General features: G+C 72.9%; 9 protein-coding genes. 1 reads left to right on the forward strand and 8 read right to left on the reverse strand.

Translation table 11 applies throughout. The features are described from left to right. Positions 1–1,326, forward strand: a complete 1,326-nt coding sequence (locus ACFVQG_RS02895; protein WP_383376092.1) for a glutamate-1-semialdehyde 2,1-aminomutase — start codon at positions 1–3, stop codon at positions 1,324–1,326. Between the two features lie 7 nt (positions 1,327–1,333). Here the strand turns inward: ACFVQG_RS02895 and ACFVQG_RS02900 are convergent, their stop codons facing one another. From ACFVQG_RS02900 to ACFVQG_RS02935, 8 genes are all read right to left on the reverse strand, one after another. Next, a complete protein-coding gene (locus tag ACFVQG_RS02900) occupies positions 1,334–1,993 on the reverse strand; it encodes a phosphatase PAP2 family protein (protein WP_383376095.1) in 660 nt (219 codons plus the stop codon). 15 nt (positions 1,994–2,008) lie between these two features. Continuing rightward, a complete protein-coding gene (locus ACFVQG_RS02905; RefSeq protein ID WP_383376097.1) occupies positions 2,009–3,100 on the reverse strand; it encodes a sensor histidine kinase in 1,092 nt (363 codons plus the stop codon). After that, complete coding sequence (locus tag ACFVQG_RS02910; RefSeq protein WP_383376099.1) at positions 3,093–3,773, reverse strand: response regulator transcription factor; 681 nt, start codon at positions 3,771–3,773, stop codon at positions 3,093–3,095. Before ACFVQG_RS02910 ends, ACFVQG_RS02905 begins: the two co-directional genes overlap by 8 nt. A gap of 9 nt (positions 3,774–3,782) precedes the next feature. Beyond that, entirely contained in the window at positions 3,783–4,487 is a 705-nt protein-coding gene (locus ACFVQG_RS02915; RefSeq protein WP_383376101.1) for a VanZ family protein, read from the reverse strand. Between the two features lie 130 nt (positions 4,488–4,617). After that, positions 4,618–5,514 carry a UTP--glucose-1-phosphate uridylyltransferase gene (locus ACFVQG_RS02920; protein WP_383376103.1) on the reverse strand — a complete coding sequence of 299 codons (897 nt, stop codon included), beginning with the start codon at positions 5,512–5,514 and terminating at the stop codon, positions 4,618–4,620. Positions 5,515–5,700: 186 nt separating this feature from the next. Further along, on the reverse strand, positions 5,701–9,786 hold the full coding sequence (locus ACFVQG_RS02925; RefSeq protein WP_383376105.1) for a discoidin domain-containing protein: 4,086 nt from the start codon (positions 9,784–9,786) through the stop codon (positions 5,701–5,703). Between the two features lie 184 nt (positions 9,787–9,970). Continuing rightward, positions 9,971–10,420 carry an SsgA family sporulation/cell division regulator gene (locus ACFVQG_RS02930; protein WP_383376107.1) on the reverse strand — a complete coding sequence of 150 codons (450 nt, stop codon included), beginning with the start codon at positions 10,418–10,420 and terminating at the stop codon, positions 9,971–9,973. A gap of 354 nt (positions 10,421–10,774) precedes the next feature. Beyond that, positions 10,775–14,023 (reverse strand): tetratricopeptide repeat protein, encoded by a 3,249-nt coding sequence (locus ACFVQG_RS02935; protein WP_383376109.1) that lies wholly within the window; start codon positions 14,021–14,023, stop codon positions 10,775–10,777. Positions 14,024–14,028: the final 5 nt, after the last annotated feature.

Raw genomic sequence — 14,028 nt, forward strand, 5'->3', positions numbered from 1 at the left:
GTGGACACCGAAGAGTTCTCGCTGCCCCGGTCGCGGGCGGCGAACCAGCGGCTGCACGCCCTGGTCCCGGGCGGCGCGCACACCTACGCCAAGGGCGACGACCAGTACCCCGAGGACCTGGCCCCGGTCATCAGCCACGGCCGCGGCGCCCATGTGTGGGACGTCGACGGCAACCGCTATGTCGAGTACGGCTCCGGCCTGCGCTCGGTCAGCCTCGGCCACGCCCACCCGCGCGTGACGGAGGCGGTGCGCCGCGAACTCGACCGCGGCAGCAACTTCGTGCGCCCGTCCATCGTGGAGGTCGAGGCCGCGGAACGCTTCCTGGCCACGGTGCCGACCGCCGAGATGGTGAAGTTCGCCAAGAACGGCTCCGACGCCACCACCGCCGCCGTGCGCCTCGCCCGCGCCGTCACCGGGCGCCCGCGGGTGGCGATCTGCGCCGACCATCCGTTCTTCTCCGTCGACGACTGGTTCATCGGTACGACGCCGATGTCCGCGGGCATCCCGGCGGCGACCACCGAACTCACCCTGGCGTTCCCGTACGGCGACCTGGCCGCCACGGAGGAGCTGCTCACCCGGCACCAGGGCGAGGTCGCCTGTCTGATCCTGGAACCCGCCACCCAGAGCGAGCCGCCGCCCAGCTATCTCGCCGGTCTGCGCGCGCTGGCCGACCGGCACGGCTGTGTGCTGGTCTTCGACGAGATGATCACCGGTTTCCGCTGGTCGGAGGCGGGCGCGCAGGGCCTGTACGGCGTCGTCCCCGACCTCTCCACGTTCGGCAAGGCGCTGGGCAACGGGTTCGCGGTCTCCGCGCTGGCCGGGCGCCGCGAGCTGATGGAGTGGGGCGGGCTGCGGCACTCCGGTGAGCGGGTGTTCCTGCTGTCCACGACGCACGGCGCGGAGACGCACGCGCTGGCCGCCGCGATGGCCGTGCAGTCCACCTATGCCGAGGAGGGCGTCACCGCGCGGCTGCACGCCCTCGGCGAGCGGCTGGCCGCCGGTGTCCGGGACGCCGCGGCCAGCATGGGCGTCGGTGGCCATGTCGTCGTCCGGGGCCGGGCCAGCAACCTGGTCTTCGCCACCCTCGACGAGCAGGGGCGGCCGTCGCAGGAGTACCGGACGCTGTTCCTGCGTCAGCTCCTCGCGGGCGGGGTGCTGGCCCCGTCGTTCGTGGTGAGCGACGCGCTCACGGACGCCGACATTGACCACACCGTAGGCGCGGTGGCGCAGGCGTGCGCGGTCTACCGGAAGGCACTGGACGCCGGGGATCCCACGCCCTGGCTGGCCGGGCGGCCGGTGCGGCCGGTGTTCCGCCGTCGGGTGTGACGTACGGTCAGCGGCGCCGTGGCCAGCCCGCGTCGACCAGCCACGCGGTCGCCGGTACCACCGCCAGCGCGGTGCACCAGCCGCCGAGGACGTCGGTCGGGTAGTGCGCGCCCAGGGCGACCTGGGCCCAGCCCATGGCGGCACCGGCGACCAGCGCCGCCGCGAGCACGAGGAGCGTCCCGGCGGCGCTGCCGAGGCCGAGCCGACCGGTCGCGACCAGTGCCACGACGACGGCGAGCGCGGTGAGGAAGGCGGTGTGCCCGCTCGGGTAGGACAGGTGCCCGCCGTGGATGGTGCGTCCCGCGAGGGGCTTGACCAGCTTGGTCAGCCCCACGCTCAGTCCGACGGCCACGACGAGGAGCACCGCCGCGCGGACCCGCCGCAGCAGGAGACACCCCGCCACGGCGCCCCCGACGAGCAGCACCGCTCCGACCGGCTCCCCCAGGAAGTCGGTGGCCAGGGCGACGTTCCGCCACGGCGCCCGCACGCCCTCCACCGCCCCCCAGATCCGCGCGTCCACCCGCCCGGGCTCGCTGTCGCCGGTGTACAGCACCCCGAGCCCGACGACCACCAGCGCGGCGAGGCCCGCGACCAGCCCGAGCCAGACGCGCAGCGAACGGGTCAGCAACGGGGACGCGGGCCTGTCCATCACCTTGGCTAAGTCCATTCCGACCAGTATCTCCTACGCCCACGCCCACGGTGTGCGAGGCAGCCGGACGGTGACGTGGAGCCCGCCGTCGGGGCGCGGGACGAGGTCGAGGCTGCCGTCGTGGGCGCGGACGACGCTGTGCGCGATGGCGAGACCGAGGCCGACCCCGGCGTGTTCGTCGGTGCGGACGCGTTCCGTGCCGCGCTGGAAGGGTTCGGTGAGGATCGGCACCAGTTCCGGTGGCACCGGTGGGCCGGTGTTCTCGACCCGCAGCACGCTCACCCCGCCCCGCGCCTCGGTGTGGACGGTCACGGTGCCGCCCGCGGGCAGGTTGTGGACGATGGCGTTCTGGACGAGGTTCGTCACCATCCGCAGCAGCAGCTCCGCCGAGCCGCTGGTGCGTGCCGCCTCGCCGGTGACGTCGAGCGTGGTCCCGCGCTGTTCGGCGAGGGGAAGCAGGGTCTCGGCGGCCTCTTCGGCGACCAGGGAGAGGTCGACGCTCTCACGGCTGAACGTCCCGCGGTCGCTGCGGCTGAGCAGCAGGAGGGCCTCGGTGAGGCCGATGGCGCGGGTGTTGACGGCCTGGAGGCGTTCGATGAGTTCGCCCCGGTCCCGTGTGGGGTCCTTGCGGGCGACGTCGAGCAGCGTCTGCGAGATGGCGAGCGGGGTGCGCAGTTCGTGGGAGGCGTTCGCGGCGAACCTCCGCTGCTCGCCGACGTGTGACTCGAGTCGTTCGAGCATGGTGTCGAAAGCGTCGGCCAGTTCACGGAACTCGTCCTGGCGGCCTTCCAGGTGGATCCGGTGGGACAGCGACCCGGTCCCGGCCCTGCGCGCGGCGGCCGTGATCCGGGTGAGCGGTGCGAGCATCCGACCGGCGAGGAGCCATCCCCCGACGAGGCCGAACACCAGCAGGAAGCCCATCGCCACGGCCGCGGCGGGGGCGAACGTGCGTACCAGGAGGTAGCGGTTGGGCGAGATCCCGAGCAGGCCTTGGCTGTTGTCGGGCACATAGCGCAGCAGGAACGCCCACACCACGGCCAGCAGCAGGGCACCGGCGACGGCCAGGAACCCGGCGTAGCTGAGGGTGAGCTTCAGCCGCACGCTGAGCCCCGGCCGCCTACGCATCCGGACGGTCCGGGCCGGTGTCGATGCGGTAGCCGACGCCCGGCACCGTGGCGATGATCCAGGGTTCGCCGAGCCGTTTGCGCAGCGCGGAGACGGTGATGCGGACGGCGTTGGTGAAGGGGTCGGCGTTGCCGTCCCAGGCCCGCTCCAGCAGTTCCTCGGAGCTGACGACACCGCCCTCGGCGGCGACGAGGACTTCGAGCACGGCGAACTGCTTGCGGGTGAGCGCGACATAGCGTCCGTCGCGGAAGACCTCCCGGCGGAACGGGTCGACACGCAGGCCCGCGATCTCGCGGACCGGTGGCCGGGCGTGTGCGCGCCTGCGGTCCAGCGCCCGTAGCCGCAGGACGAGTTCCCGCAGCTCGAACGGTTTGGTGAGGTAGTCGTCGGCACCGAGCGCGAACCCGGACTCCTTGTCGTCGATCCGGTCGGCGGCGGTGAGCATCAGGATCGGGGTGCCGCTGCCGGAGGCGACGATGCGCCGGGCGATCTCGTCGCCGGAGGGGCCGGGGATGTCACGGTCGAGGACCGCGAGGTCGTAGGTGTTGACGCTGAGCAGTTCCAGGGCGGAGTCGCCGTCGCCCGCGATGTCGGCGGCGATCGCCTCCAGCCGCAGCCCGTCACGGACGGCCTCGGCCAGGTAGGGCTCGTCCTCCACGATCAGTACGCGCATGCCCGAAGCCTAGGCAGCGGGCGACATCGCCGACGTCCGCCGGTCCGACGGCGCCGGTGCCGTGGTGCGCCACCAGGGGCGCGACACCAGTCCGGCCAGCACGGCCCCGGTGGCGTTGACCAGTACGTCGTCCACGGAGGACACCCGGTCCAGGCGCAGCACGTACTGCGCGGTCTCCACCAGCACCGAGCAGCCCGCGCCCAGCGCCAGGACCCGCGGCACGGACGCCAGCGCCGCGAACCGCATCGGCGCGAAGGCCCCCAGCGCCGCGAAGATCAGCAGATTGCCGCCGATGCCGAGCACCCCCATGGTGGGCAGGTCCCGCAGCGGCACCAGGCTCACCCGGGCGAGGTCCGTACCGGGTTCGGCGCCCGGCATCATGGTCAGCCACACCAACGGCACCGTCCCGTGGACCATGCCCACCTCGGCCAGCGACATCCGCCCCGCCGACGGGATGTGGGCGGCCCGCCGCCGACGCGCCAGCGCCCACGCCACCAGCGCGGCCAGCGGCAGCGTGACCAGCGTCATCAGCACCACGCCGTTGAACGTGTCGAGGCAGCCGTGCCACTGCCCGGCCGCGCATCTCGGCGCGGACATCAGCAACGGCCGCCGCAGGACGAACAGGGCGCTCGCCACGCCCAGGATCGCCAGACCGAGGAACACGATCCTGGACGTGCGGCGGGGCGGACCCGACAGGGATGCGTTGTGGCTCATGCCCCTATTGGAGACGGCGGCCCGTTGCGGTGGCGTATCCGGTTTTCGATACGCCCGCGATACGCGGACCTCGGCCGTGCTGCCCGCCCGTGGCGTACCGGCGACGAGGTGCCGTCCGGACGGACTTCCGTCACTCCGCGTCCAAGGAGGCGACCAGCCCCCGCAGGACGGGGCCGTACTCCGGGTGGGCGAGGGCGAAGGCCATTTGGGCCACCAGGTAGTCGGCCGGGTTGCCGGTGTCGTACCAGCGGCCCTTGATGACCTGGCCGTACACCGCGCGGGTGGCGGCGTAGGCGTTGATGGCGTCGGTCAGGTAGATCTCGCCGGTCCGGTGCTCGTACCAGCGGCGGGTCTGCTCGCGCAGTTCGTCGATGATGCCCGGGGTGACGACATAGCCGCCGATGGCCGCGTACGACGACGGGGCGGCGGCGGGCTCGGGCTTCTCGACCAGGCCGGTGATCCGCAGTTGGCCGTCCCCGAGGTCCTCCTTGACGAGGGGCACGCCGTAGCGCTGGGACTCGGTGGGGTCCATCGGCATGAGGGCCAGCACCGGGCAGCCGGTCCGCTCGTAGGCGCGGATCAGCTGCTGGGCGCGGGGCACCTCGGCCACGAAGACGTCGTCGGGCCACAGCACCAGCACCGGCTCGTCGCCGAAGGTGCGGGCGGCGTTCAGCACGGGGGTGCCGTTGCCGTACGGGCCGTACTGGTCGAGGTAGGTGATGTGGCCGCGCCGGGCCAGCTCCGCGACCTCCTCCACGGCGTCGGCGTAGGCCGTCTTGCCGTCCGCGCGGAGTTGTTCGACGAGGGCGGGGTTGGGACGGAAGTGGTCCTGGATGAGGCTCTTGCCGCCGGAGACGACGATGGTGACGTCCGTGATGCCGGAGTCCACCAGCTCGCGCACGGTGTGCTCGATGACCGGCTTGTCGCCGACCGGGAGCATCTCCTTCGGTGTGGCCTTCGTCAGGGGCAGCAGACGGGAGCCGAGTCCAGCGGCGGGGATCACGGCCCTGCGGATCGTCGGGGACATCATCGTCTCTCTCGGTCGAGCGGCACACCGTACCGGCCGGGGCGGCACACTCCGACGCTACCAACGCCGACGGCGGGAACCGGGGCGCCGCCGGGTCCGGCATTTCGGCGTGCGCGGAGAACGAGGGACGACGACCGCCCGGGTTCCGGCACCCCCACGGGGCCGGAATCCGGGGTGGCGTGCCCGTCAGACGTGGAGCGTCGTCGGGCGGCTGTTGTACGCCTCCGCCCGCAGCGCCGGACGCCGTGCGCCGAGCGCCTCGGCGGGCCAGGACAGGCGGACCGTCCGGGACTCGCCGGGGAGCAGCCACAGGTAGTTGTCGCTGTAGAGGGTCGGCAGCACCCGGCTGCCGTCCGAGTCGTCCAGCAGGGACAGCCGGACCATCGCGGCGACGGCGGAGCCCTGGTTGCGGAGGGACGCGGACAGGGCGTGGCGTGCGCCGGAGCGGGACACCCGGGTGATCACGCCGGAGATCCTGACCGGCTCGGCCCGGTTCAGGGCCCGCATGGCGGACGGGTCCCGGTAGCGCCAGTAGCTGTTGTGGGACAGCTCCCCGCCGTCGGCGGCGCGCAGTGTCAGCCGGAGCAGGTGGAGGTCGGGCAGGTCGTCGGTCCAGGGCGCGGTGAACGCCTCGGCGGTGCTGGCCCGGCCGACGTCCAGCCGGGTCGACCGGGTCCCGCCGAGCTGTCGTCCGGCGAGGTCGTGCAGGCGGGCGGTGACGGTGGCGCCCTTGAGGTCGGCGGCCGTGTGGTTCACGGCGAGGACCCGCCACTGCACCGGGTCGGCCTGGACGTGCAGGGGCTCGCAGGCCGACCGGGCGCCGTAATAGGTGCCGTTGACGTCGAAGTCGTAGTCGTAGGTCTGCCAGACCGTGCTGTGCCAGGCCGGGTGGGACATCCACAGCAGCAGCCCGGAGCCGTTGTCCCAGAGGTTGGCGTTCCAGGCCTCGAACATGGCCCGGGTGTTCTCGTAGTTGACGAACTGCGCCTTGCGGGCGAAGTCGTCGAGGTCCGTCGCCTCGCCGAGCCGCTTCTCGACGGCGGCCTTGTAGGCGGCCGGTGCCTGGTTGCCGCGCTCGCTCCAGTCGTGGTGGTACCAGGCCCCGGCGATGGGCCACTCCGGTTCGTCGCCGGTCATGTGGCGCAGGCTGGCGGCGGTGGAGACCACCGGCATGCCGATCTCGGTGTGGAAGCCGAAGTCCTTGCTGCCGTAGGTCATGGGGTCGAAGTAGCGGTCCGGTTCCACCCAGCCGTAGGGGCCGCCGCCGGTGACGATGCCGCCCGCGGAGTTGTTCTGGTAGAGGATGCCGGGGACCTGCTGTTCGACGGCCTCGCGCATGCCCTGGTCGATGGCGGCGGGCGGGTTGCCCTCGTTGGCGCCGCACCAGACGGCCACACAGGGGTGCAGGCGGTAGCGCAGGACCGTGTCACGGGCGGTCGAGAGGAACGCCTCGCGGTCGGGTACGTCCATGGCCCAGGCGTTGGGGAAGTCGTTCCACACCAGGATGCCGTACCGGTCGCAGGCGGCGAAGAACTCCTCCCGGTCGCTGGTGCCGAGCCAGTTGCGGATCATCGTGAAGTTCATGTCGCGGTGCATCCGCACCGCCGCGTCCATCCGCTCCGGCGGCATCCTGCGCAACAGCTCGTCCCAGCCCCAGTTGCCGCCGCGGGCCAGCACCCGCACCCCGTTGACGGTGATCTTCAGCGGGTCGGGGGTGTTGGACACGGACTTCACGTCCGTCCAGGTCTCGCCGTCGTCGGAGACCTGGATGGCATACGTCTTCGGGTACGCCGTCTCCCAGACGATCGCCACCCGGTCGAACTCCCGCGCGGAGCCCAGGTCCACCCGTATCCACTGGTGGTCCTCGTACCGCGACGACCAGCGGGTGCCCGCGTTGCCGTCCGTGGCGTGGGCGGCCGGGTGGTCGGGCTCCTCGGTGGAGGCCGTGACCGGCTGGTTCAGGGCGAGGTCGGTGCCGGGCGCCGCGCTGTCGATGACGGCGAGGGACCACAGGGAGGTGCCCCAGCTGCTGTTGCGCAGACCGCAGTTGATCCGGACGTGGCGGGCGGTGCGCCGGTCGAAGTCCTCGACCCGGAGGCTGGCGTCGCCGTTGCCGAACGGCAGCGGCACGGCGCCGTTGTCCACCGCCGCCACGTCGGTCCAGTCGGTGCCGTCGGCGGACACCTGCACCACGAAGGACTTGGCGTACGCCCGCTCCCAGGTGAGGCCGACCCGGTCGACGCTCTGCGCGGAGCCCATGTCCACGCTGATCCACTGGTCGTCCTCGTACGCCGAGGACCAGCGGGTGCCCGGATCTCCGTCGGTGACGTTCCCCGGGCCGTGACCGTCGCCGTCGGTGCTGGAGGCGTCGGCCGTGGCGTGCAGGGCCAGGTCGGTGGTCGGCCGTGTGCTGTCGTACACGGCCAGCGCCCACAGGGAGCTGCCCCAGCCGGTGGCCCGGGTCAGACAGCGCACCCGCACATGGCGGGCCTGACGGCGGTCGAAGGTCACGGTCTGGGTGTACGCGTCACCGGACGCCTTGAACGGCAGCGGCACCTCGTACTCGTAGCCGAACCGGCGGATGCCGAAGCGGGCGGTGCGCCGGTCGCTCTCGGTGCCGCCGACCGACGCGGTGAGCGTGAGGTCGTGCAGGTGCGGCTCGCCCAGTCCGTTGGGCCACCACAGCTCGGGATCGCGTACCCGCAGCTGCCGGAAGGCGTCGGGGGCGAAGACGACGTCGACGCCCTTCCCGGCGGGCACGGTCACGGTCCGGGAGACCCGGACGTCACCGAAGGCGGCGGTGACCGTCGCCCGGTGGTCGGCGGAGTCGGCGTTGCGGACCGGCACGACGACGGTCAGCTCGGCGACGGACAGGTCCGGCAGGCCGGGCAGCGCGGTGTCCACCCGGGGGTCGCCGATGACGACCTGGCCGGTCGATCTGAGCCGCACATGGTTCCAGATGCCCGCCGAGCGGTCACGGACGGCGGGCATCCAGTCCCAGCCCGAGGCGGCCAGATACGTGGGTGAGTTGAGGTTCATCTGCGGCGCGCCCGCGTCCACCCAGGCCTCGCCCAGTGGGCCCTTGTCCCCCGGGCTGCCCGGCACGGGCATCGGCGTGATCCGCACCGCCAGCGCGTTGCCCCCGTCCGTGACGAGCAGCCGGGTGACGTCGTACGCGGCGCGGGCGAAGGGGTAGGCCAGATCCCCGACCCGCTCGCCGTTGAGCCATACGTCGGCCTGGTGGTTGACGCCGTCGAGCTCCAGCCAGAGACGGCGGCCGGGCCCGGTACGCAGGTCGCGCGGCAGCTCGAAGTCCCGCTTGTACCACCAGGAGTGGCGGGACAGCGCCTCCGGTATGCGCAGGTTGTTCAGGCCCGCGACCGGGTCGGGCAGCCTGCCCCGCTCCACCAGGGAGCCCAGGACCGTGCCCGGGACCGTGGCGGGCAGCCAGCCACTGGTGTCGACGGACGTCCTCGACAGACCGGCGCCGTCGTCGCCCGCCCAGTCGTCCATGGTGAGCCGCCAGCCGGACTCCACGGGCACCGTCCCGTCGGGCGCCGTCCTCAGCCGGGGCGCCTCCTCGCGGTGGGTGCCCCAGTCGGTCCATCCGGTGGCCGAAGGACGCTCCTCCGGGGAAGTGCCGTACACCTCGAGGCCGTTGAGCCCCAGCGGCAGTGGGCTGGAGCGCTTGCGGGAGGTCAGGCGCACCCAGCGCGCCGGCACCGGGCGCGGGAGCTGCACCTCGACGACGCCTCCGGTGCCCGCGGTGGTGCGGTACGCGCTGGTCCAGGACTTGGCGTCGCGGGACGTCTCCAGCACGAAGTCCACCGCGTAGCTGGACTGGATCTCCTTGCCGGTGGTGCCGCTGTGCGGATTGCCGCTGGTGGGCGGCGTGAACACCGGGTCGGAGGCGTCCGCCTCGAAGGTGATCCGGATCCAGTCGACCTCGCACACGGCCTCGAGGTCCACGGCGATCCACTGCGGGTCGCCGCCCTCGGCCCGCCAGCCGCTGCCCCGCACCCCCGGCACGGCGAGCCGGTCGACGGCGAACGAACCGGGCGTGGCGGCGTAGGCCGTCGAGGAGACCGAGACGGGCCGGTGCAGGGCGAGTTCACCCGGCGACGCGGGCCTGGCCGGGGCGGTGGCGGGAGTGGCCGCGGCGGCGGAGGTGGTGAACACGGAGCCGAGTCCGAGCCCCGCCAACAGCGTGGACCCCGTGGTGACGAGGGAACGCCGCGAGGGATGACGCGACGGGTCCGACTGATCTGTCATGTGTCTGATGTCCTATCAAAACGCACTGAGACAGCGAGCGGTAGCCGCGGTAGCTGCTGCTCACGCCCCGTGCCGCGCTCTATGACAACGTTGCCAAAGGCTGTGGGTGCCGGGTGTCCCGTGTCAACCCATCGCACGGAGATTGCCGCGAAGCCACAGGTCAGGGCGGATCGAACGCCGCCGACTACGGGAGGAGGAGCCGGTGCAGGACCGCGTCCCAGTCGACGAGCCCGCTCTCCTGCCCTGGCGCCACCGCCCCCCAGGTGCGCCCGAGCCACTCCCGCAGGGGAGCCTGGGGCAGTTCGAGGATCGCCGAGCCGGTGGTGCCCCGGATCAGCATCCGCAGGTCGTTCCCGCCGTTGCGATCGCAGGGAGGCCAGAACCGGACGTCACCCTCACCGGCCGGTCGGCGCAGCCCGTCCGCGAGCAGCTCACGGGCGAAGACCCACTGGGTGACGCCGCCGCCGTCGGGGCGCGGGAACTCCAGACACACGGCGAAGGGTTCCCGCAGGTCGTAGACGAACCGCGCCGGGATCGGCACCGCCTCCTCGGGACCGAGGACCAGCTTGACCATGAACTCGACGACGATGTGGTCACCGAACGGGAAGGGACTTCGTCCGGGGAGGGAAGGCACCCACACGGCGTTTCCCCTCCCGGTCCCAGCCCACACAACTGACACGGTGTTCGCGACCGCCAACACGATCGAGGTGGAGATTATGTCCCTCGGGCGCCGCGCACCGCACCCGGGGGGGAACACTGGCCGGATCCCTGGGGAGGGTGGCCGGATCAGTCGCCATGAGCCGTGGACGATGGTGCGACGTCGTCCTTTCCGTCCGTCACCGGTCGCATCGGTCGGAAGGCCGCCGAGCATCGCCCCGCCCGCGCTGCCGTAGGAGACCTCCCGCTCCGCGATGGACCCGAACCCCTTCTGGGGGGCGAGGACGCGGCCCAGCGCAGCAAGAGGTCGAGGTCCTGTGCGCCTCCGACGTCACGCGGCGGTGGGGGTCGCACGGCCGGAGCGCGCGGCTTCCCCGTGCTGGCCCAGCAGTTCGAGGTACGTGATCGTCGGAAGTCCCGGGCCACTGTGGTGCAGGGCGTCCCAGAAGGCCCGGGTGGCCCCGGTGACGTAGTGGTCGGGGCCCAGGACGCGCAGGCAGTCGTCGAGGAGCGCGGCGAACGCGGCGAGGCCGTCGGCCGGGGCGCCGTCGCGCCGGGTCCGCACCTCGGCCAGGCCGCCGCGGAACATGAGCGAGCCGAAGTGGTCGGGGCCCCAGATCCGCAGGGCGACCGGCAGCAGGTCCTCGTACGCGGTGACCGCCCCGGCGAAGTCCTCGCTGTCCGCGAGCAGCTTGGCGTAGGTGGCGCGGACGGGAAGGGTCTCGACGTGGTCGGGCGGCATGAGCCGCTGGTAGTCGTGGATCAGCTCGCGGCACTCCTCGGCCGCTCCCGCCGGGTCGCCCGCCTCCGCCCGGCAGTCGAGCAGGCGGCCGCGCATGTCGAGGGTTCGCGGATGGTCGGGGCCCAGGACGCGCGTGTAGTCCGCGGTCAGCTCCTGATAGACCAGGAGCATCGTGTCCGCCTCCGCGTCCCGGGCACGGCAGTCGGCAAGCGCGCCGCGCAGGCGGAGGGTGTCCGGGTGGTCCGGGCCCAGCACTTGGCCGTGCACGGTGATCAGGTCCTCGTACGCCGCGAGGGCCGCGGCCGTCTCACCTGTCGCGTCCAGCTTCCCGGCGAGCAGCCTACGGGCGTTCAGGGTCTCCGGATGGTGTGGGCCCAGTACCCGGGCCATGTCTTCCTGCACTTCGCGGAGGTCGGCGACCGCCCCGGCGTGGTCGCCCGCCTCGCCGCCCCAGTCGGCGAGCTCCATGCGGGTGGTCAGCGTGAGGGGGTGCTCAGGACCCAGGACCCGTCGGCAGTCGGCGAGCAGCGCGGCGAACTCCTCGGCTGTCCGGCCCGGGTCGCCGAAGACGCCCTCGATCCCGAGGAGGACGCTGCGGTGCATCAGCACCTCGGGGTGGTCGGGGCCCCAGACCGAGCGCAGGGCGGCGATCATCTCCCTCGCGGCCTCGGCGGCGGCGACCGGATCGCTCTCCGCAAGAGCGTGTTGCCACATCCGGAGCAGGCCGCGGTGGGCGATGACGATCGGGTGGTCGGGCCCGAAGGTCTCCTCGAGCAAGCGGGCCGACTCGTCTATGCCGCCTGGTGCCGCGCTGGTGTCTCCCGCCTGGTTGCGCAGCATCCCCAGGGAGTAGCGGGCACGGGAGACGTCGATGTGGTGGGTGCCCAGGACCCGCACGGCGTCGTCGATCATGTCCGCCAGCTCGGCGGCGGCTCCGGCCGGATCTCCGGCGGCGGCTCGCCACTCGGCCAGCTCGTGCCGCACCACCAGGGTGCGGTGGTCGTCGCGGCCGAACTCCGTCAAGTGCTCGTCCAGCAGTTCGCGGAACCGCTCGCGGGCCCCGGCAGGGTCCCCCGCCTCACCCTGGAGGCGCGCGAGCCGGATCCGTACGTCCAAGGTGAGGGCGTCGAGGGGCCCCAGGTGGGTCCGGCAGTCGCCGAGCAGTTCCTCGTACGCGGCGGCGGCGCGCGCCGCGTCTCCCCTCTCGACGTGCAGGGACGCGATCTGGAAGCGGACCGAGAGTGTGGTGCGGTGGTGCGGCCCCCGGACGCGCCGGTGGTCGGCGAGCAGTTCCTCGTAGTCGGCCAGCGCACCGGCCAGGTCGCTCCCACTGACGCGGGCGGCGGCCAGCTCGCCGCGGGCGTCGAGGGTGGCGTGGTCGTCCGGTCCGGCCAGCCAGGCGCAGTCCGCGGCCAGCTCCGTGTACGCCGCCACGGCCTCCGCGGGGTGTGCGGTAATCCTCAGGAAGCGGAGGGAGTTGCCGCGACAGCCGAGGGTACGGGGAGAGCCGGGGCCGTACTTCCGCTCGGAGGTGGCCGCGAGTTGCCGGTAGTGGTCCATCGCTGCCCGCATGAGCGCCGCACTGCCGAGACTCTGGCCCAGCCGGAGCAGGACCTCGTGCACATCGTGGTCCGACCACAGCAGGTCTTCGTCATGGGCGCGCAGCGTCTCGGCGTTGGCGCGGAACCGCTGACCGGTGGCGAAGTCGGGTTCCGTCCGCGGCCACGCCTGGAGCAGGGCGTCGGCCGCCGCCCGGACGGTCCCGGCCAGCAGTTCCGGCGGAAGCTGTTCGCGCACACTGCGCTGCACCAGCCCGTGGAGCTGAACGGGTCGGCCCGGCGCGTGGCTGACCAGGCTGAGCCGGTGCAGGGCGTGCAGCGCCCCGGTGGCGTCCTCGGTCGTGATGGGTGCTGGTGGCCGAGTGTCGGGGGTGCGGTGGCGGGTGAGGTGGGTGAGGACGGGTCGGCTGGTCAGTACGTCGGTGGGGATGCCGTTGGGGTCGAGCGTCGCGGCGAGTTGGAGCATGGGGCGGGCCAGGCCGAGGGGGCGGAGCCGGTCGGCGTGTTCGATGGAGAGGGACCAGGTGGCGGCCACGGTGACGGCCTGGTCGTCGGGCAGGGCGCTGGGCTCGGGGAGCAGGTCGGCCAGTTTCCTGAGCCGGTCGGCGAGCAGTCGGCGGTAGTCGGCGCAGGTGACGTCGGTGTCGATGACGTAGGCGGCGGCCTGGGCCAGGGCGAGGGGCAGGTGTCCCAGGTCGGCGGCGAGTCCGTCGATCTGGTCGGACGGCTCGTGGCGGCCGTGCGCGGCGAGTACGGCGGTGAAGTAGGCGGCGGCGTCCCGCGGGGTGAACAGGCCCACGGTCACTAGGCGTCGCCCGGCGCCGGTCAGGGCGGACTCGCGGCGGCGCGTGGTGACCAGGACACGGCCGCGCGGGCTGGCGGGCGGCCACAGGCCACGCAGGTCGGCGGGATCGGTGACGTCGTCCAGAACGACCAGCCACCGGCACGGTCGCTGGCCCGCCTTGGGCTCCAGCCAGGCCAGGAACGCCCGCGCGGCCCGCTCCGGATCACCGGGGTCGGCGGCGAGGACCTCGACACCGGCCTGCGTGTAACCGGCCGTGATCGCCGAGCGGTTGTTCGCGCTGATCCACACCAGTACGTCGACCTCGCCGCTGTCCCATTCGGTGCGGGCGTAGTCGGCGGCCAGCTGTGTCTTGCCCACGCCGCCGGTTCCGGTGAGTACCTGGCTGAGCACCGCCGTACCCCCGCTGTCGACCGCCGCCCGCAACTGGTCGGCCTCGGCCCGGTGCTGGAACGACAGGGCACGGGGCGGGAGCACGCCGA

It is taken from the genome of Streptomyces sp. NPDC057877, assembly GCF_042796855.1.
Taxonomy (GTDB): Bacteria; Actinomycetota; Actinomycetes; order Streptomycetales; family Streptomycetaceae; genus Streptomyces.